The organism is Mycobacterium sp. TH-M116, assembly GCF_057473685.1.
Map to the genome: position 1 here is coordinate 1 of NZ_JBYCLC010000056.1, position 18,567 is coordinate 18,567.

20 protein-coding genes and 1 pseudogene are annotated in these 18,567 nt (G+C 68.2%); 12 read left to right on the forward strand and 9 right to left on the reverse strand.

Annotation, left to right across the window (positions count from 1 at the left end; all coding sequences use genetic code 11):
• Nucleotides 1–157: 157 nt before the first annotated feature.
• A complete protein-coding gene (locus AC2VOK_RS02585) occupies nt 158–895 on the forward strand; it encodes an MmpS family transport accessory protein (protein WP_428899090.1) in 738 nt (245 codons plus the stop codon).
• Between the two features lie 49 nt (nt 896–944).
• Here AC2VOK_RS02585 and AC2VOK_RS02590 read toward each other — a convergent pair whose 3' ends face one another.
• On the reverse strand, nt 945–1,664 hold the full coding sequence (locus tag AC2VOK_RS02590) for a ferritin-like fold-containing protein (RefSeq protein ID WP_428899091.1): 720 nt from the start codon (nt 1,662–1,664) through the stop codon (nt 945–947).
• 263 nt (nt 1,665–1,927) lie between these two features.
• Here AC2VOK_RS02590 and AC2VOK_RS02595 point away from each other — a divergent pair, with 263 nt between their 5' ends.
• Together AC2VOK_RS02595 and AC2VOK_RS02600 are read left to right on the forward strand one after the other, a co-directional pair.
• On the forward strand, nt 1,928–3,496 hold the full coding sequence (locus tag AC2VOK_RS02595; protein WP_428899092.1) for a DEAD/DEAH box helicase: 1,569 nt from the start codon (nt 1,928–1,930) through the stop codon (nt 3,494–3,496).
• Between the two features lie 16 nt (nt 3,497–3,512).
• Complete coding sequence (locus tag AC2VOK_RS02600) at nt 3,513–4,727, forward strand: Rv3212 family protein (protein ID WP_428899093.1); 1,215 nt, start codon at nt 3,513–3,515, stop codon at nt 4,725–4,727.
• Between the two features lie 61 nt (nt 4,728–4,788).
• On the opposite strand, the gene AC2VOK_RS02605 is transcribed toward AC2VOK_RS02600, so the two are convergent.
• The gene (locus AC2VOK_RS02605) at nt 4,789–5,589 is read right to left on the reverse strand and encodes a ParA family protein (protein ID WP_428899106.1); all 801 of its coding nucleotides are present in this window, start codon (nt 5,587–5,589) and stop codon (nt 4,789–4,791) included.
• 128 nt (nt 5,590–5,717) lie between these two features.
• On the opposite strand from AC2VOK_RS02605, the gene AC2VOK_RS02610 reads away from it, so the two are divergent.
• A complete protein-coding gene (locus AC2VOK_RS02610; protein ID WP_421530219.1) occupies nt 5,718–6,329 on the forward strand; it encodes an acid phosphatase in 612 nt (203 codons plus the stop codon).
• A complete protein-coding gene (locus AC2VOK_RS02615) occupies nt 6,326–7,429 on the forward strand; it encodes an isochorismate synthase (RefSeq protein ID WP_428899094.1) in 1,104 nt (367 codons plus the stop codon). The genes AC2VOK_RS02610 and AC2VOK_RS02615 overlap by 4 nt, the downstream gene beginning before the upstream one ends.
• A 77-nt stretch (nt 7,430–7,506) precedes the next feature.
• On the opposite strand, the gene AC2VOK_RS02620 is transcribed toward AC2VOK_RS02615, so the two are convergent.
• Nucleotides 7,507–7,950 (reverse strand): hypothetical protein, encoded by a 444-nt coding sequence (locus AC2VOK_RS02620; protein WP_428899095.1) that lies wholly within the window; start codon nt 7,948–7,950, stop codon nt 7,507–7,509.
• 188 nt (nt 7,951–8,138) lie between these two features.
• On the opposite strand from AC2VOK_RS02620, the gene AC2VOK_RS02625 reads away from it, so the two are divergent.
• Nucleotides 8,139–9,113 carry a diacylglycerol/lipid kinase family protein gene (locus AC2VOK_RS02625; RefSeq protein WP_428899096.1) on the forward strand — a complete coding sequence of 325 codons (975 nt, stop codon included), beginning with the start codon at nt 8,139–8,141 and terminating at the stop codon, nt 9,111–9,113.
• A gap of 267 nt (nt 9,114–9,380) precedes the next feature.
• The gene (gene whiB1 / locus AC2VOK_RS02630; RefSeq protein ID WP_421529943.1) at nt 9,381–9,635 is read left to right on the forward strand and encodes a transcriptional regulator WhiB1; all 255 of its coding nucleotides are present in this window, start codon (nt 9,381–9,383) and stop codon (nt 9,633–9,635) included.
• A gap of 58 nt (nt 9,636–9,693) precedes the next feature.
• Here whiB1 and AC2VOK_RS02635 read toward each other — a convergent pair whose 3' ends face one another.
• Together AC2VOK_RS02635 and AC2VOK_RS02640 are read right to left on the reverse strand one after the other, a co-directional pair.
• On the reverse strand, nt 9,694–11,196 hold the full coding sequence (locus AC2VOK_RS02635) for a sensor histidine kinase (protein ID WP_428899097.1): 1,503 nt from the start codon (nt 11,194–11,196) through the stop codon (nt 9,694–9,696).
• A gap of 47 nt (nt 11,197–11,243) precedes the next feature.
• Nucleotides 11,244–11,459 (reverse strand): biotin/lipoyl-binding carrier protein, encoded by a 216-nt coding sequence (locus tag AC2VOK_RS02640; protein WP_428899098.1) that lies wholly within the window; start codon nt 11,457–11,459, stop codon nt 11,244–11,246.
• A 207-nt stretch (nt 11,460–11,666) separates the two neighbouring features.
• Between AC2VOK_RS02640 and AC2VOK_RS02645 the strand changes: the two genes are divergently transcribed.
• On the forward strand, nt 11,667–11,741 hold the full coding sequence (locus AC2VOK_RS02645) for a 50S ribosomal protein bL37 (protein ID WP_011728008.1): 75 nt from the start codon (nt 11,667–11,669) through the stop codon (nt 11,739–11,741).
• 12 nt (nt 11,742–11,753) lie between these two features.
• Here AC2VOK_RS02645 and rsrA read toward each other — a convergent pair whose 3' ends face one another.
• On the reverse strand, nt 11,754–12,113 hold the full coding sequence (gene rsrA, locus AC2VOK_RS02650) for a mycothiol system anti-sigma-R factor (protein ID WP_428899099.1): 360 nt from the start codon (nt 12,111–12,113) through the stop codon (nt 11,754–11,756).
• Nucleotides 12,110–12,802 (reverse strand): sigma-70 family RNA polymerase sigma factor, encoded by a 693-nt coding sequence (locus AC2VOK_RS02655; RefSeq protein WP_428899100.1) that lies wholly within the window; start codon nt 12,800–12,802, stop codon nt 12,110–12,112. The genes rsrA and AC2VOK_RS02655 overlap by 4 nt, the downstream gene beginning before the upstream one ends.
• 302 nt (nt 12,803–13,104) lie before the next feature.
• On the opposite strand from AC2VOK_RS02655, the gene AC2VOK_RS02660 reads away from it, so the two are divergent.
• Together AC2VOK_RS02660 and AC2VOK_RS02665 are read left to right on the forward strand one after the other, a co-directional pair.
• Entirely contained in the window at nt 13,105–13,953 is an 849-nt protein-coding gene (locus AC2VOK_RS02660; RefSeq protein WP_428899101.1) for an SDR family oxidoreductase, read from the forward strand.
• Nucleotides 13,954–13,975: 22 nt separating this feature from the next.
• The gene (locus AC2VOK_RS02665; protein ID WP_428899102.1) at nt 13,976–14,434 is read left to right on the forward strand and encodes an aminoacyl-tRNA deacylase; all 459 of its coding nucleotides are present in this window, start codon (nt 13,976–13,978) and stop codon (nt 14,432–14,434) included.
• Nucleotides 14,435–14,472: 38 nt separating this feature from the next.
• Here the strand turns inward: AC2VOK_RS02665 and AC2VOK_RS02670 are convergent, their stop codons facing one another.
• Nucleotides 14,473–15,339 carry a 3-hydroxyacyl-CoA dehydrogenase family protein gene (locus AC2VOK_RS02670; protein ID WP_428899103.1) on the reverse strand — a complete coding sequence of 289 codons (867 nt, stop codon included), beginning with the start codon at nt 15,337–15,339 and terminating at the stop codon, nt 14,473–14,475.
• Between the two features lie 355 nt (nt 15,340–15,694).
• On the opposite strand from AC2VOK_RS02670, the gene AC2VOK_RS02675 reads away from it, so the two are divergent.
• The gene (locus AC2VOK_RS02675) at nt 15,695–17,245 is read left to right on the forward strand and encodes a PE-PPE domain-containing protein (RefSeq protein WP_428899104.1); all 1,551 of its coding nucleotides are present in this window, start codon (nt 15,695–15,697) and stop codon (nt 17,243–17,245) included.
• A 92-nt stretch (nt 17,246–17,337) separates the two neighbouring features.
• On the opposite strand, the gene AC2VOK_RS02680 is transcribed toward AC2VOK_RS02675, so the two are convergent.
• On the reverse strand, nt 17,338–18,126 hold the full coding sequence (locus AC2VOK_RS02680; protein ID WP_428899105.1) for an SOS response-associated peptidase: 789 nt from the start codon (nt 18,124–18,126) through the stop codon (nt 17,338–17,340).
• 49 nt (nt 18,127–18,175) lie between these two features.
• Here AC2VOK_RS02680 and AC2VOK_RS02685 point away from each other — a divergent pair.
• Nucleotides 18,176–18,567, forward strand: a pseudogene (locus AC2VOK_RS02685) (3-phosphoshikimate 1-carboxyvinyltransferase); the annotation flags it as partial.

The following is an 18,567-nucleotide window of genomic DNA, read 5'->3' on the forward strand; positions in this document are numbered from 1 at the left end:
CGCGTCAGCCTGCAGGCTAGTGGACGAGCCAGGGCAGCCCCGCACGCCGGGTGGATAACCCGGGGTAGATAACGATCAATGAACGATTGGCTTGCAATTGCTCATCCGCGAGCGCGCGACCCCGAACCCTTATTTTCACATCGATAACATCGGCAACATGGGTAACAGGCTGTATGACCTTCACGATCTTCAGGAAGACGAGGTCCAGGATTACCCCGACGACGAGAGCTACGATAGCGACGAGAGCCGGGCGGAAAGCTACGGCCAACTGGTCTGGCCGGGCGACAGCCGCTGGCGTCCGCTCACAGCAGTCCTGGGCGCCGTGGTGGCCCTCGGCGCGATCGCGACCGCGGTGGTCATCAACAGCGGCGACAGCGCGTCGACGAAGGCGACCGTGGGGGCGCCGGCTCCCCGGCCGATGACGTCCGCGCCCGCCACGCCGAGGACCACCGTTCCGCCGGGCCAGTGGACCCAGCCCCGGCTGCCGCCGGAGACGTTCACCACCGTGCCACCCGCCGCGAGGCCCCCGTCGGCCGCGCCCGCCCCGACGGCGACCGCGACGCCCACGGCGGCACCGCCCCCGCTGGCACCCGGGGCCACCACGGCGCCGAGAACCGCGGTGAACCCCCGCACCGTCGTCTACAGCGTGACTGGGACCAAGGGGCTACTGGACCTGGTGAACGTGGTCTACACCGACGCCCGCGGCTTCCCGCAAACCGAATTCAACGTGGCGCTGCCGTGGTCGAAGATGATCGTCCTGAACCCGGGCGTGGCGACCGAGTCGGTGATCGCGACCAGCCTGTCCGGGCGGCTGAGCTGCTCGATCATCAACGCCGAGGGCCAACCGGTGGTGTCGTCGGCCAACACCGCCATCATGGCGACGTGCACCCGCTGACCGTGCACCCGCTGACCGTGCACCCGCTGACCAGGAACGGTTGCGCCGGTCAGCCCAACCCGAGCTCGCGCATGCGCCGGTCGTGGGTCTGCTTCAGGCGATCGAAGAATGCGTTGAGCTGACCCAGCCCGCCGGCACCGGACAACACCAGATCGACCAGTTCGTCGTGGTCAGCCAGCACGTACTGGGTCTGGGTGATCGCCTCGCCGAACAGTCGGCGCGCCCACAGCGCCAACCGGCTGCGCTGCTTGCTGCTCGCGGTCACCGCGCTGCGCACCTCGGCCACGACGAACTGCGAGTGCCCGGTCTCCGCCAGGGCCGACCGCACGACGCCGGCCACCTCGTCGGGCAGGCCGTCGGCGATCTCGAGGTACAGATCGGCGGCCAGCGCGTCGCCGATGTAAGTCTTCACCAGAGCTTCCAGCCACGTGCTGGGCATGGTGAGCCGGTGGTAGTTCTCCAGCACGGAGACGTACTTGGCCATCGCCGCCACGACGTCGACTCCCCGCCGCTCCAGGGCGTCGTGCAACAGCTCGTAATGCCCCATCTCGGCGGCGGCCATGCTCGCCATCGAGATACGCCCCCGCAGGTGGGGCGCCATCCGGGCCTCGTCGGTCAGCCGGTAGAACGCGGCCACCTCACCGTAGGCCAGCACCGCAAACAGTTCGTCGACACCGGGATGATCCGCCGGCACGCGCGGCGTGGGCGAATCGTCCACCTGGTCGGCCGGGGACGCTGGAGAGGCCGACGCTGGAGAGGCCGAAGTCATTGGCCACACTCTAGTAGGCCGACCCCGGAAAAATGGGCGCCGTCCGTCGACCAGCTATGCTGGCACGTGATAGCGGCAGTCTTCGTCCGTTTCGCTAGCCGTCGCTATCGGCGAAATGTGCGCGCACTGCTGGCCCACCCCAAGCGGGTGAGGCCCGGCGCCTCGGCGACGTATTCGGAGTCGGAACTCGTGCGTGCGTGACCGCGACACAGAAACACCGACACCACACCGAACGACGTCACCGAAAGGCTCGACACACGCCTATGACCGCATCGACAACCACAACCGAAGCAACAACCGAAGCAACAACCACAACCGAACTACCCATCCAGACGACTTTCGCCGAACTCGGCGTCCGCGACGAAATCGTCCGCGCGCTGGCCGAGGAAGGCATCGAACACCCCTTTGCCATCCAGCAGCTGACCCTGCCGCTGGCGATGGCCGGCGACGACGTGATCGGCCAGGCGCGCACCGGCATGGGCAAGACCTTCGGCTTCGGCGTGCCGCTGCTGCACCGCATCACGACACGCGTCGCCGAGGCGCCGCTGTCAGGGGTGCCTCGCGCCCTGATCGTGGTGCCCACCCGGGAGCTGTGCATGCAGGTGACCGAGGACCTGGCCACCGCCGCCAAGTACCTCAGCGCCGATGACGGGCGCCGCCTGTCGGTGGTGTCCATCTACGGTGGGCGGCCCTATGAGCCGCAGATCGAGGCGCTGCGGGCCGGCGCGGACGTGGTGGTGGGCACCCCGGGCCGTCTGCTCGACCTGGCCCAGCAGGGCCACCTGCAGCTCGGCGGGCTTTCGGTGCTGGTGCTCGACGAGGCCGACGAAATGCTGGACCTGGGCTTTTTGCCCGACATCGAGCGCATCCTGCGGCAGATCCCCGAGAACAGGCAGTCGATGCTGTTCTCGGCGACCATGCCGGGCCCGATCATCACGCTGGCCCGCACCTTCATGAACCGGCCCACCCACATCCGCGCGGAGGCGCCGCACTCGGCCGCCACGCACGACACCACCGAGCAGTTCGTCTACCGCGCCCACGCACTGGACAAGGTGGAGCTGGTGACCCGCGTGCTGCAGGCCGAGGGCCGGGGAGCGACGATGGTCTTCACCCGCACCAAGCGCACCGCACAGAAGGTCGCCGACGAGCTGGCCGAACGCGGCTTCAAGGTCGGCGCCGTGCACGGCGACCTGAATCAGGTCGCCCGGGAGAAGGCGCTCAAGGCGTTCCGCGCGGGCGACGTCGACGTGCTCGTCGCGACCGACGTGGCCGCGCGCGGCATCGACATCGACGACGTCACCCACGTCATCAACTACCAGATCCCCGAGGACGAACAGGCCTACGTGCACCGCATCGGCCGCACCGGCCGCGCCGGCAAGACCGGGGTCGCGGTCACCCTGGTGGACTGGGACGAGCTGCCCCGCTGGACGATGATCGACAAGGCGCTGGGCCTCGACTCGCCCGACCCGGCGGAGACCTACTCCAACTCGCCGCACCTCTACGAAGAGTTGGGCATCCCCACTGAGGCGCGTGGCAAGGTCGGAACGCCGCGCACGTCACCGGCCAAGCGGCGCGACCCCGTCACCGACGAGCGGACCGCGGAACGCAAACCCGCTCGCACAAGCTCCGGGGCCCGGCGGCGGCGCACCCGGGGTGGTCAGCCCGTCAGCGGACACCCCGCCGGCAAGTCGGCGCCGAGCGCCGACGGGGACGGCGGCGCGGAGGGGTTGTCAGGCTCCCCGGCCGGCAACGGCGGGACGAAGCGGCGCCGTCGCCAGCGTCGCAAGCCCGCAGACGGCGGCGCCGTGTCTGCCACCAACACCGCGGACTGAGTCCCCCCGCCGCGGCATGGTCACACCCGAGCGCCGGACCAGGGGCGACATGCTGGCCGCCGCGGCAATCGCGGTCGTCGTGGCCGTCGCCGCGTCCCTGATCTGGTGGACCAGCGACGCCCGCGCCACCATCAGCAGACCCGCCGCCGTGCCGGCGCCCACCCCGAAGCCGGCCCGCGACGTCCCGGCCACCCTGCGTCAGCTCTGGACGGCCGCCAGCCCGGCCACCACCTCGCCGGTGGTGGTCGGCGGCACCATCAGCACCGGCGCCGGCCGCCGCGTGGAGGGGCACGACCCCGGCACCGGCCGGACACGCTGGAGCTATTCCCGCGACGCCGACCTGTGCGGGGTGTCCTGGATCTATCACTACGCCGTCGCGGTATACCGCGACGGCCGCGGATGCGGGCAGGTCAGCACCCTGGACGGGTCGACCGGTCGTCGCGGGCCCGCCCGTAGCGCCTACGCCGACCCGCAGGTCCGGCTGTCCTCCGACGGTGCGACGGTGTTGTCCGCCGGCGACACCCATCTTGAGCTCTGGCGCTCGGACATGGTCCGGATGCTGGCCTACGGCGAGACGGACGCCCGCGTGAAGCCCTCGGCCCGGGGACTGCATTCGGGATGCCGGCTGATCTCGGCGGCGGCCAGCTCGGCCGCGGTCTCGGTGCTCGAGAGCTGCATGGACCAGCCCGATCTGCGGCTCGTCCTGCTGCGGCCGGGCAAGGACGACGACGAGCCCCGGCAACAGGTCGTGGCCGAACCCGGGGTGCGGCCCGACTCGGGGGCCCGCGTGGTGGCCGTGTGGGACACCAACACCGCGGTGTACCTGCCGGCACCGCAGCCCAGGCTCGATGTCGTCGACGAGACGGGCACCACGGTGTCGAGCACCCTGCTGCCCAAGCCCCCGTCGCGCTCGGCGGTGGCATCGCAGGCGGGCAACCTGGTGACCTGGTGGACCGGCGATGCCCTGATGGTGTTCGAGGCCAGCACCCTGACACTGCGCTACACGATCGCCGCAGGCCCTACGAAGGCGCCGCTGGGACCGGCCGCGATGATGGCGGGCAAGCTGCTGGTCCCCGTCACCGACGCCATCGGCGTCTACGACCCGGTCAGCGGGGCCAGCGAGCGCTACATCCCGGTGCAGCGGCCGCCGGGCATGTCCGCCGTGGTCCCTGCCGTTGCGGGCTCGCAGCTGTTCGAACAGCGCGGCGACACCGTGGCGGCCCTGGGCTGACCCGGCGCAGGGCTTCCACCTCGACGGGCTTACACCTCGACGTGCTTACACTTCGACGGGCTTACACCTCGAGGGTGAACGTCGGCAGTGCTTTGCCCGTCTTCCAGTGCATGAGCAGCGCCTGGGCCAGCTCGCCGTAGGCCGCCGCGCCCTTGTTCCTGCGCCCGGCCATCACCGAGGAGCCCGAGGCGCTGGCCTCGGCGAAACGCACCGTACGCGGGATCGGCGGTGCCAGCACCGGCAGGTCGTAGCGGTCGGCGACGTCGAGCAGCACGTCGCGGGTGTGGGTGGTGCGGGCGTCGTACAAGGTCGGCAAGGCGCCCAGGAGACGCAGGTCCGGGTTGGTGATCTGCTGGACGTCGGCGACGGTGCGCAGGAACTGGCCGACGCCGCGGTGCGCGAGCGTCTCACACTGCAGCGGCACGATCACCTCGTCGGCCGCCGTGAGCCCGTTGAGTGTCAGCACACCCAGCGAAGGCGGGCAGTCGAGGATGACCACGTCGAACTGCTCGGAGACTTTGGCCAGCGCCCGTTTGAGCGCGTATTCGCGCCCAGCGCGCATGAGCAGCATCGCCTCGGCGCCCGCGAGGTCGATGTTTGCCGGCAGCAGCGTCATCCCCTCGATCGTCACCACCAGCGCGGCGCCCGGTTCCACTTCGCCGAGCAGCACCTCATGCACCGACACCGGCAGCTTGTCGGGATCCTGACCGAGCGAGAAGGTAAGACAACCCTGCGGATCCAGGTCGACGAGCAGGACCCGCTGTCCGGCATCCGCCATCGCCGCGCCCAGCGAGGCGACCGTCGTCGTCTTGGCGACACCGCCCTTCTGGTTGGCCACCGCCAATACCCGGGTCCTGGCCACAGGCACCGCCCCTTCTCATCGACTTCGCGCTGCATCGTCCCCGCGCAGTCACAGTGTCATCCTGGCATGTTCACCCGCCCCGCGCTGCGGCCGACAAGCCCGGATTCGCGTCGGGCAGAATCGGTCGCATGGGCTTGCACAATCACCGACTGGTGCTGCTGCGCCACGGGGAAACCGCGTGGTCGAAGTCGGGCCAGCACACGGGTAGGACCGATCTCGCTCTCACCGAGAACGGCCAGAGGCAAGCCGAACTCGCCGGGCGAGTGCTGACCGAACTCCAACTCACCGACCCGCTGGTGATCAGCAGCCCGCGGCAACGCGCCGTCACCACAGCCGAGCTGGCCGGGCTCGCCGTCGACGAGGTGTCCGACCTGCTCGCCGAATGGGACTACGGTTCCTACGAGGGGTTGACGACGCCCCAGATCCAGGAAAAAGTCCCCGACTGGCTGGTCTGGACGCACGGATGCCCGGGCGGCGAGAGCGTCGCGCAGGTGAGCGACCGCGCCGACCGGGCGGTGGCTTTCGCGCTCGAGCACATGACCTCGCGTGACGTGCTGTTCGTGGGCCACAGCCATTTCTCGCGCTCGGTGATCACTCGCTGGCTCGAGCTGCCCCTCGTCGAGGGCAGCCGCTTCTGGATGGTCGCCGGCTCGATCGCCATGTGCGGTTTCGAGCACGGCGTGCGGCAGCTTGCCGCACTGGGACTCACCGGCCACCCGCGAGCGCTGTCACCCGGGTGAGTACCGTCACCGAGCCGCCTTTCGCGCTGTGCGGACCGCGGGGGACCCTGGTCGCCGACGGAGTGCGCGACCGATTCTCCGACGTGCGGGCGGCACAAGCGGCGCTACGCTCTGGTTCTGCGCCAATAGTTATGGGGGCGTTGCCTTTTGACGCGGAAAATCCGGCCGCGCTGCTGACGCCGGGCAGCGTTGCGCGCACCGAGGCCCCACCTGACTGGCCGACGGCTCCGCTGCCGACGGTGCGCGTCACCGCCGCTGTACCGCCGCCCGCCGACTACCGCGACCGGGTCAGTCGCGCGCGCGACCGGCTCCGCGCATCGGGCAGCTCGCTGCACAAGGTAGTGCTGGCCCGCTCGTTACAACTGGCCGCGGACGCTCCCGTGGACGCCCGTGTCGTCCTGCGCCGCCTGATCGCCGCAGACCCCGCCGCCTATGGCTACCTCGTCGACCTGACCGCCGCCGGCGGCGACTACGGGGGCGTCGCGCTGGTGGGCGCCAGCCCCGAACTTCTCGTCGCCCGGTCCGGGGACCGGGTCGTGTGCCAGCCGTTCGCCGGTTCGGCGCCACGCGACGCCGACCCCGAATGCGACGCAGCCAACGGCGCCACACTGGTCGGTTCGGCCAAGAACCGGCACGAGCATCAGCTGGTGGTCGACGCCATCCGGGCCGCACTTGATCCGCTGTGCGACGACCTCACCATCGCGCCCGAGCCCCACTTGAGCCGCACCGCGGCAGTGTGGCACCTGTGCACGCCGATCAGCGGCCGGCTTCGCGATACATCAACGACGGCAATAGATTTGGCGTTGACGTTGCATCCCACACCCGCGGTCGGCGGCGTCCCGACCAAGGCCGCGACCGCGCTCATCGCCGAGCTGGAAGGTGACCGCGGCTTCTACGCCGGGGCTGTCGGGTGGTGCGACGCACGCGGCGACGGCACCTGGGCGGTGTCCATCCGCTGCGCGCAGCTGGCGGCCGACCGGCGCAGCGCGCTGGCGTGGGCCGGCGGCGGCATCGTCGCAGCATCCGACCCCGACGCCGAAGTCGACGAGACCACAATGAAATTCACGACGATACTCAACGCACTGGGAGCGCCGAGATGACCACGGCGATTCGCCCGGCCACGCGGCGGCGTGGGACCAGATCGGCGGGCGGGGAAGCCGCGGCCCGAGTTGATCGGCTAATTGCCGTCCGGTCCGCGATTGGCTGATCCGGCCGGCCCGCACTGATCGCCCCCGACAGCCCAGCGGACTCCAGCGGGGCTCAACAGCAGCACCAGCACGGTCAGGGCCACCACTCCCGCCGGGATTCCGAATGCCGGCCGATGCGAGCCCACCGCGAGATACCACGAAACGGGCAACAGCAACAACTGGGTGACCACCGCGAGCCCGCGCCCCCAACGTCTGCCGAGGGCCAGCGCGCGACCGGCGGCGAGCACCACGCCGCCCATCACGACGAACCAGACCGCAGTCCCCAGGCCGTTGACCAGGCGCTGGTCCGCTCCGGCGATGCCCCGGACCACCAGCACCGCAGCCACCACCAGCGCGACCACGCCCTGTACGGCGACGATCACGCCCGCCGCCCTCACGGTGGCCGGAGTCACCTGTCTGCCGGGGAGTGCCACGGCGCCAGGGTACTCACCTGCCCGGCGCCACCGCGCCTACACGGTTCGGCCACCTCGCCCCTCGCCCCTCGCCCCTCGCCCCTCGCCCCTCGCCCCTCGCCCCTCGCCCTCGCCTCTCGCCACCGGGGGCACCCCCACCCCGGGCCGTTTCACGGCCCACATCGTGGCCGCGCCTAAGCTCGGGCGTCATGCGCGCCGTGCTGATCGTCAACCCCACAGCCACGTCCACCACATCTGCCGGCCGCGAAATGCTGGCGAACGCCCTCAAGAGCCGCCTGCAGCTCACCGTCGAGCACACCAACCACCGCGGCCACGGCGCCGAGCTCGCGCAGGCGGCTGCCAAAGACGGCGCCGAACTGGTCGTCGTGCACGGTGGCGACGGCACGGTCAGCGGGGTCGTCAACGGCCTGCTCGGCCACCCCGGTTCGACACCCCCGTGGTCTGTTCCCGCGGTCGCCGTGGTGCCCGGCGGATCGGCCAATGTGCTGGCCCGGTCGCTGGGCATCTCCCGGGACCCGGTCGCCGCAACCAACCAGCTCATCCAGCTGCTCGACGACTACCCGCGTCACCGGGCATGGCGCCGCATCGGTTTGATCGACTGCGGAGAGCGGTGGGCCGTGCTGAACACCGGGATGGGCGTCGACGCCGAAGTGGTGGCGGCGGTCGAGGCCGAACGCGACCAAGGTGGCAAGGTCACGCCGTGGCGCTACGTCCGCGCCGCGGTCCCCGCGGTGTGGGGATATACGCGCCGCGAACCGACGCTGACACTGGAATTGCCCGACCGGGCGCCGCTCACCGGAGTGAGCTTCGTCTTCGTGTCGAATGCCAGTCCCTGGACCTTCGCCGGCGAGCGGCCGGTGTGGACCAATCCCGGCTGCAGCTTCGAGTCCGGACTGGGGGTGTTCGCCCCCACCAGCCTGAAGTTGATCCCCAGCCTGCGCATAGCCCGGCAAATGCTTGCCAAACGGCCCGACTTCGAGTTGGAGAACCTCTTCACCGAGGACGACGTCGCCCGTCTGCGGGTCACGTCGACGGGAGGCCCGGTCGCCTGCCAGTTCGACGGAGACTACCTCGGCACCCGCGAAACCATGACCTTCCGGGCAGTTCCCGACGCGCTCACGGTCGTCGCACCGCCCCACAAAAACCGCCCTGACCTGCGTTGACAGGGCATGAAAAGAAACCTGGGGAGAAACGCTGGACAGTAGCGGCGCAGTGTAATACACAGGAGAAAGAGCCTGACTAAGAGTTCATTAAAGTGAGATAGCCCACGAGCACACGGACCCTATTGACATCTGTTGAGCCTGTGAAACGATCACAAGGTTGCATGCGGAATTTTACGTAGAGGTTACGGATCCTTTTCTTTCTGCACGCTCAACAGCCGAAGAAAATGCCGTGCGTCTTGCTGCGCACTCAGTGAGGAGTTACAAGGTATGGATTGGCGCCACAAAGCGGTCTGTCGCGACGAGGACCCGGAGCTGTTCTTCCCGGTAGGGAACAGTGGCCCGGCGCTCGCGCAGATCGCTGACGCGAAACTGATCTGTAATCGGTGCCCGGTGACGACCGAATGCCTCGCCTGGGCCCTGAACACCGGCCAGGACTCGGGTGTCTGGGGTGGGATGAGCGAAGACGAACGACGCGCACTGAAGCGTCGCAGCGCTCGGACGAAGGCCCGCAGCGGGGTGTGACCCAGGTGCACCCGACAGTGCGGCCTTGACGATCGTCGGGGCCGCGTTGTCGTGCCCGCTACAGCAGCAACCGCCCCCGACGACCGATCGGTACCCGTAGCACCACGTCGGTGCCCCGTTCGGGCGCGTCCCGCATGCCCAACGTCCCGTCCAGTTCCGCCGAGACCAACGTGCGCACGATCTGCAGCCCGAGGCTGTCGGACTTTTCCAGGCTGAACCCTTCGGGCAGTCCGCGCCCGTTGTCGTTCACCACGACATCAAGCCAGCGCGCCGAGCGCTCGGCCCGAATCGTGACCGAGCCCTCCTGCGCTGCGGGATCGAACGCATGCTCGATCGCATTCTGCACGAGCTCGGTGATCACCATGATCAGCGCCGTCGCACGGTCGGAGTCCAGCACGCCGAGGTCACCGACCCGGTTGATCCGGATCGGCCTGTCCACCGATGCCACGTCGTTCATGATCGGCAAAATCCTGTCGATGACCTCGTCGAGGTTGACCTGCTCGTCCACCGACATGGACAGCGCGTCGTGCACCAGCGCGATGGAGGAGACGCGGCGCACCGACTCCATCAACGCTTCCCGTCCCTCAGCGTTGACCGTCCGGCGGGCCTGCAGCCGCAGCAGCGCCGCCACGGTCTGCAGGTTGTTCTTGACCCGGTGGTGGATTTCCCGGATCGTGGCGTCCTTGGAGATCAAGGCCCGGTCGCGGCGCTTCACCTCGGTGACGTCGCGGATCAGCACCGCCGCCCCCTTGCTGGTGCCCTGCACCAGCAGCGGCAGCGTCCGCAACAGCACTGTGGCGCCGCCGGCATCGACCTCCATCCGCATGCTCAGCCCACCGGCCACCAGATCGTGAATGTGCTCGGCCACCTCCTGGGCCTCGAAAGGGTCCGAGATCAGCGGCCGCGTCACTTCGATCAGGTTGCAGCCCTCCAACTTCGTCGTCAGGCCCATCCGGTGGTAGGCCGACAGCGCGTTGGGGCTGGCATAGACGACGACGCCGTCGACGTCCAGACGAATGAAGCCGTCGCCGGCCCGCGGCGTCGAGCGCGACATGGCCACATCGCCCACATCGGGAAAGGTTCCCTCCGCAAGCATCTGTACGAGACTCGTCGCACATTCGCGGTAGGCCGTCTCGAGCTGGCCGGATTTGCGGCGGGCCGCCAAGGTGTTCTGGTGCCTCGTGAGCACCGCGACCACCTGTCCGCCGTACCGGACCGGGGACGCTTCGACGTGCGGCCCCAGCAGTTGCCAGGACGTCTGCGGGCCCCCGAGCGGTTCGCGGACGGTGGCGCCGCAGGCGAAGCTCTCGACTACCAGCGGCATCTTCTCGGCGTCGACGACGACCGCCACCTCATCGGCATGCATGACCGTCGGCGCGGTGTTCGGCCGGCATTGCGCGACACAGACCAGCATGCCGTCATCGCGGCGAACCCACATCAGGAAGTCGGCGAACGACAGGTCGGCCAGCAGTTGCCACTCCCCCACGACCGCATGCAGGTGGTCCACCGCGTTGCCGGGCAGCATCGTGTGTTCGGCGAGCAGATCACCCAGAGTCGACATCACGTGCTCCCGAACCGCCCGGGCCGGTCAATGCGCGGGGTCACCGGCTAGCTGATGACGGCGATGAGATCACCGGCCTGAATGACGTCGCCCACCGAGACACTCACCTTGCTGACCGTGCCGTCGACCTCAGCCAGGACCGGGATCTCCATCTTCATCGACTCCAGCAGCACGACGATGTCGCCCTTCCCGATCCGGTCACCCTCGTTGACGACGACTTCAAGCACGCTGGCCACGATTTCGGCGCGAACATCCTCCGCCATCTTCACCTCATCCGTTCCGGCCGTCGACGCATGTTGGCTGCCGAGCCAGCAAGCTGCTGTCGCAAGCTCACACATATCGAACCACAACGCCCCCGGGGACCGCGGCGCGCGGGCTGTTGGTCACGCATCGAAGCTCCGTGAGAGACTACGGGGCAACGTTACGGGCGCCGGACGCCCGGTTTTCGACCCGATGACGGAGGTGCCCAGATGGCAAAGCGTGGCCGTAAGAAGCGTGACCGCAAGCACAGCAAGGCCAATCACGGCAAGCGGCCCAACGCCTGAGAGGCGGGATCGCTACTGCATATCCCGGATGATGGTGGTGCGGCGGATCTCCAGCCTGAGCCGCTCCCGCAGGGCGTCCGGAGCCTTCTCGCCCTGGCACTTGGAGGCGATCAGCGCCTTGATCCGCTCCTCGAGCCCATAGTGCTTGAGGCAGCCGGGACACGCGTCGAGATGCTGGCGCAGCCTCGCACGGGTTTCCGGTGTGCACTCGCCGTCGAGCAGAGTCCATACCTCGGCGATCACCTCGACGCAGCCGAGGCCGCCGTGGGAATCGCTGTCCTCCGCGCGCGGGGAGACCGAACCGGACCACTCGCTCGAAGAACGCCGCTCCTGTTCACCGCTTCGCTGTGCATCGTCGCCGGCGCAGCTCATGACGACACCTCCTCGTGCGCCTGTTGACCGCGAGTGAAGCCCCGCTCTTTGGCCACCTCGGCCAGAAGACTCCGCAGCTGACGTCTACCACGGTGCAGCCGTGACATGACGGTGCCGATCGGCGTGCCCATGATCTCGGCGATCTCCTTGTAAGGGAAACCCTCGACGTCGGCGTAGTAGACCGCCATCCGGAATTCTTCCGGCAAAGCTTGCAGAGCCTCTTTGATCTCGGTGTCCGGAAGCGATTCGAGTGCTTCGACCTCGGCAGAACGCAGACCGGTCGAGGAATGCGCGGCGTTGGACGCCAACTGCCAGTCGGTGATCTCCTCGGTGGGGTACTCCGCCGGCTGTCGCTGCCTCTTGCGGTAGCTGTTGATGTAGGTGTTGGTCAAGATGCGGTACAGCCACGCCTTGAGGTTGGTGCCGGCCCGGAACGAGCGAAAACCCCCATAGGCCTTCACCATCGTCTCCTGCAGGAGGTCCTCCGCGTCCGCCGGATTGCGCGTCATGCGCAGCGCACCGCCGTAGAGCTGGTCCAGCAGGGGAATCGCGTCGCGTTCGAACCGCGCGGTCAGTTCTTCGTCGGTCTCCGGTTCGGGCTCGGGAAGCTCCGACAGATTCGCGCCGTCCCGGCCTTCTTCGCCGTCCCGGCCGTCTTCGCCGTCCCGGCCTTCGTCAGCGTCGGCCATCTCGAGTACCCCGGTCCCTTCTGCTGCGGTGTCGCCGGACAAGACCGCAAACGCGCCCAGACTTGCACAAGCGCAAGCCACCCGCCCGGCGCCCAGCGGACTACCCAACAGGCTCGTCGCCGTTGACACCAGATCGATCCTCCCAATCTAAAGGCTGCCACCGACAGTGTCTGCGGGTGATCGCGTGCATCGGAAACCGGGTCGTACAACAGCCCTGACCCGGGCGCTATTTCCGACGGCGCGCGCGAGTGCATCGCCGAGGCCCGGTCGGCACCGTCGCACCGAGAGGTTAGTGTGACGCCATGTCCCTGAACGGCAAGACCATGTTCATCTCCGGTGCCAGTCGCGGCATCGGCCTGGCGATCGCCAAACGCGCTGCACAGGACGGCGCCAACATCGCGCTGGTCGCCAAGACCGCCGAGCCGCACCCCAAGCTGCCGGGCACGGTCTATACCGCGGCCAAGGAACTCGAGGAGGCCGGCGGGCAGGCCTTGCCGATCGTCGGGGACGTCCGCGACCCGGAATCCGTCGAATCCGCGGTGGCCAAGACCGTCGAGCAGTTCGGCGGCATCGACATCTGCGTCAACAACGCGTCGGCGATCAACCTCGGGTCGGTCCTCGAGGTGCCGATGAAGCGGTTCGACCTGATGAACGGTATCCAGGTGCGCGGCACCTACGCGGTGTCGCAGGCGTGCATCCCGCACATGAAGGGCCGGGAGAACCCCCACATCCTGACGCTGTCGCCGCCCGTGCTGCTGGAGAGCACGTGGCTGAAGCCCACCGCGTACATGATGGCGAAGTTCGGCATGACGCTGTGCGCGCTGGGCATCGCCGAGGAGATGCGCGAAGAAGGGATCGGCTCGAACACGTTGTGGCCGCGCACGCTGGTCGCCACTGCCGCCGTGCAGAACCTGCTCGGCGGTGACGAGGCGATGGGGCGGGCCCGCAAGCCCGAGGTGTACTCCGACGCGGCCTACGTCATCCTCAACAAACCCGCCCGCGAATACACCGGCAACTCGCTGCTGTGCGAGGACGTCCTGGTGGAATCCGGCGTCACGGACCTGTCGGTCTACAACTGCGTGCCGGGTGGGGAACTCGGCCTCGACTTCTGGGTCGACGGCGTCAACCCGCCGGGGTACACGGGCCCCTAGCGGGCTCCGGAGGGTTTCTGGCGTGACCCGCGCCGCCACACCGGGCATCGCCGCGTTGGTCGCCGCCGGTGTGGCGCACGACGTCGTGCGCTTCGGGGCCGTCGCCGACCTGTCGGAGGCCGGTGACGTCGACGCCGAGCAGGTCTTCAAGACGTTGATCATCGCGCTGCCGGGCGAATTGGCCGTCGCGGTGCTGCCGGTGCCCGACAAGCTGTCAATGAAGGCCGCGGCGGCCGCGCTGGACACGCCCAAGGCCACCATGGCCGAACCCGTTGTGGCCGAACGGGTCACCGGTTACGTGGTCGGCGGTATCTCCCCGTTCGGTCAGCGCCGCCGGCTGCGCACCGTCGTCGACACCTCGGCGCTGCGCTGGGAGCGGGTGCTGTGCAGTGCGGGCAAGCGCCATTGGGACGTCGCAGTGGCCCCGGCCGACCTCATCCGGCTGACGGGGGCGGTCACCGCCGACATCGCCGTTCAGTAGGTACACGTTCAGTAGGTACACGTTCAGTAGGTACACGCTCAGTAGGTATAGAAGCCCTCTCCGGTCTTGACGCCGAGCTTTCCCGCGTCGACATGGGCCCGCAACAGGTCTCGCGCCCGCGTGGGAAGGTACGGGAACTCTGCGGTGTAGTGGTTCTCGATGTCGAGGACGACGTCCAGGCCGACCTGGTCCATCATCTGGAACGGCCCGACCGGAACGCGCCAGGTCTCCTTGAACATGCCGTCGACGTCCTCGGGCCGGGCCACGCCTTCGGCGACGACGGCCAGAGACTCGCGCTTGATGGCCGCCCAGATGCGATTGAAGATGAATCCGGTGGACTCCCGGCGCACCTCGAAGGGGCGAAACCCGAACTCGGGCAGCACCGTCAGCAGCGTGTCCAGCACGTCGCGTGCGGTGCGGCCGTCGGACATCAACTCCACCGCGTTGATTTCGGGCGGCATGTAGAAGTGCGTGTTACACAACCGCGTTTTGTCGCGCACCCGTTCGGCCATCAGGCGCGAGGGCAACGACGACGAATTCGTCCCGAAGATGGTGTCCGGCGGCGCGGCCCGGTCGATCTGTCCCCAGATGGCTACCTTGAGGTCGATCTTCTCCGGCACGGATTCGACGGCAAGCCAGGCGCCGTCCAATGCCTCCTCCAGCGAGTCCGCGGCCGTCGCGATACCCGGTTCGCCGAACCCTCTGTCCGACAACAACTTCGGAAGGGAATCGGTCACGTACTGCGTCGCGGACGCGAGCTGCTCGGCGCGCCGGGCGTGAATCCGCACGGTTCCGCCGCGGCCGGCGAACATCAGCGCGATGCGACGACCGAGGGTCCCCGCGCCGATCACCGCGACCGGGCGGCTTTTGACGTCGTCGAATGTGTAAGGGTAAGAGCCAGTCACCCATGCATGGTAGGCGAGCCGTTGCGAGTGAGTGGCCGGGTTGACGGTCCCCTTCCGCGCAGCACGGCTACCAGCCGAGCGCTGCCCGGTCTTGCGCGAATTGCTCACCGCTCGAGCCCGCTGGACAATCAACCCCACCGGCGTGTCAGCCATCAGGGGCGATGCGCACCTGAACCCGATGAATCAACCACGGACTCAAGCAACTTCGATAGCGCGACGAGGGTATTGAATAATTTCGGCGACGCATATTAAGGTCGCTATAGCCTGAACCATCCGAGATCCTTTCGCAACGTAGAACAACACCACACGTAGCCCAGGTCAGGAGGTCCTAATGCCCGACCCTAAATTGCGCTGGTTGGTTAGCGGACTTCTGGCCGGCGCCGCTGCCGGTGTCTTGACGATCACCGCGGCCACGCAGGCGGCGTTCGCCCGAGCCGACGGCACCGATGTCGGGCTAGTCATCGGAGGCAGCGGTGACCCGGTCCCGGGATCCGGTTATGTCGAGTTGGCTGACAAGCTCTACCTCGACAACCCGTTGATGAGCACGCCCAACTTCCCGGATGTCACGTTTCCCGGGAGTTTGGCGAACGGCTTGTTCACTCCCGAGGGGCTGTACCCGCTGACCGGCGTGAATACCCTGCTGTTCAACTACCCCACCTACACCGCCCCCACGGACATCGGTTTCATCGACCCCAATGGTCAGCCCGTGGAGTTTCCGGCCGGCTTCCCGACGCTGAGCTCGTCGGTGGGACAAGGAATCGCCATCCTCAACAGCAACATCGAGGCCAACGAAGCGGACGGCCTCACGAGCACGGTGTTCGGTTACTCGCAAAGCGCCACCCTCGCCAGCTACGAGATGCAGCTGCTGGACCCCACGGGCGCCAACGATGCCAGCGAACCGGTGAATTTCCTGCTGATCGGTGACCCCAGCGCACCCAACGGCGGCTTGCTCGCGCGTTTCCCTGATGCTGTCGTGCCAACCCTGGGAACGGTTTTCGGCAGCTCGACCCCGGCCGACGACTTCACCACCGTCATCTACTCGCAGGAGTACGACGGCTTCGCCGACTTCCCCCAGTACCCGCTCAATTTCCTGGCCGACCTGAACGCCTTCCTCGGGATCGACTACGTGCACGGCCACTACCTGACCGAGCCCGTCACCGGGAACGGTCCCACGCCCGATCAGATCGCTAACGCACTGCCCCTGGCCACTGAGGGGGCGACGGACACCCACTACTACATGATCCCGGTGAGCAACCTGCCGCTGCTGGACCCGGTTCGCGAAATCCCGGTTATCGGCCAGCCTATCGCCGACCTGCTGCAGCCGGATCTCAGCCTGATCGTCAACCTCGGCTATGACAACCCCGATCCATACGAAGGCTGGTCGTCCGGGCCGGCAAACGTCACCACCCCGTTCGGTTTGGGTCCTTCCCCGCATCAGCTTCTCGGGGCACTCCAGCAACTTCCGGGGCAAACCGAATTGGGCGTCAATAACTTCATCGGCGATTTCACCGGCACCGGACCTCACCCGGTCTCCCTCGCTGCACTGCCGGATTCCGCCGCCATGACATCGTCGCTGTCGTCGGTTTCCGACTCGATGCTGGCGGCCATGTCCAACCCGACAGCGCCGCTGACCAACGCGATTTACACGCTGTCGAGTGCGGCATCGACCGCTTACGGCACCTTGCTGCCCACGACCGACATCCTCAACGCGGTCGCAACCGCGTTGCCGGCCTACGACATCACTCTGTTCACCCAGAGCCTGGCGGAGAACAACCTGCTAGATGCTGTCGGGTTGCCTCTCGCGGCGGACACCGCTCTGTTTACTCTGGCCGGCGGTTTCGAGTACGAAGTTCTGGTGTCGGCGGCCGCATCGATCATCGGCGACCTGGGTAGCCTCATACCGTAGCGCCGCCGAGGCCGGCCTTGGATGTCGAGCCTCCTGCAACACCGGGACGACGAGGACGACGACGCGGCATAGCGGTGGTGCCGGTGCGCTGCCTACAGCAGCTTCATCTGCTCGGGCTGCGACTCGACCGGGTCGAGCAGTTCGGGTCCGTTGTTGCGGACGTTGTTGACCAGCGTCGACACCTCGCGTATGCGAATTCCGTGCACGTCGGGCGTCCGTGCGAGCAGATCTTCGTCGGCCGGGGCGTCCGGGTCGAGCCAGCGGTCCCAATCGCGTTCGGGCACCACCAGCGGCATCCGGTCGTGGATCTCACCGAGTTCTCCGGGCGCGTCGGTGGTGATGATCGTGCAGCTCAGCAACGGCGGCGCGTCGTCGGCCGACTTCCAGACCGACCACAACCCCGCCATGAACAGTGGCTCCCCGCCGTCGCGGAACATGAAGAATGGCGTCTTTCGCGACTTCTGGCCCGCCTTCGGGTCGTTGACCCGCCACTCGTAGTAGCCGTCCATCGGGATCAGACAGCGTTTGCCCTTGGCGCTCGACCGGAACGCCGGCGAGGTGGTGACCTTGTCGGCGCGGGCGTTGATCAGCATCGGGCCCTTGGCTTCGGGTGCCCCGTCGGGACCGGCCTTGACCCACGGCGGCACCAACCCCCAGCGCATCAGCCGCACGCGGCGAGTCGGCTCGTCGTCGGGCTCGCTGTGCCGCGCGACGACGGTGGCGATGGCGGCCGTGGGCGCGACGTTGTAGTTGGGCGCCACGTAGTTGGGCGCCACGTAGTTGGGCGCCGCACCCCCCGCCGCAGCCGTGACCTCATCGATCGCCTTGATCTTGGGGGCCAGCAGTGCCGGATCCGTCGTGACCGCAAACCGTCCGCACATGACTCCCATGGTGGCAGAACCGGCGACAGGCAATGATGGACCGGTGAGCATCCAGCCGTGGCCGGCCCCCTTGGCGACCGCGCCGGTGCATGCGACCGTGACCGTGCCGGGATCGAAGTCGCAGACCAACAGGGCGCTGGTGCTGGCCGCGCTGGCGGCCGCGCAGGGTCAGGGCTCCTCGACGATCAGCGGAGCGTTGCGCAGCCGCGACACCGACCTGATGATCGGGGCCCTGCGCACCCTCGGCCTACACGTCGACGGTGCCGCATCCGAACTGACGGTGAGCGGGCGGGTCGCCCCGGCTTCCGGCGCCCGGGTCGACTGTGGCCTGGCGGGCACGGTTCTGCGTTTCGTCCCGCCGCTGGCCGCGCTGGCCGATTCGGTGGTCGAGTTCGACGGCGACGAACAGGCCCGCACCCGGCCCATCGCACCGCTGCTCGA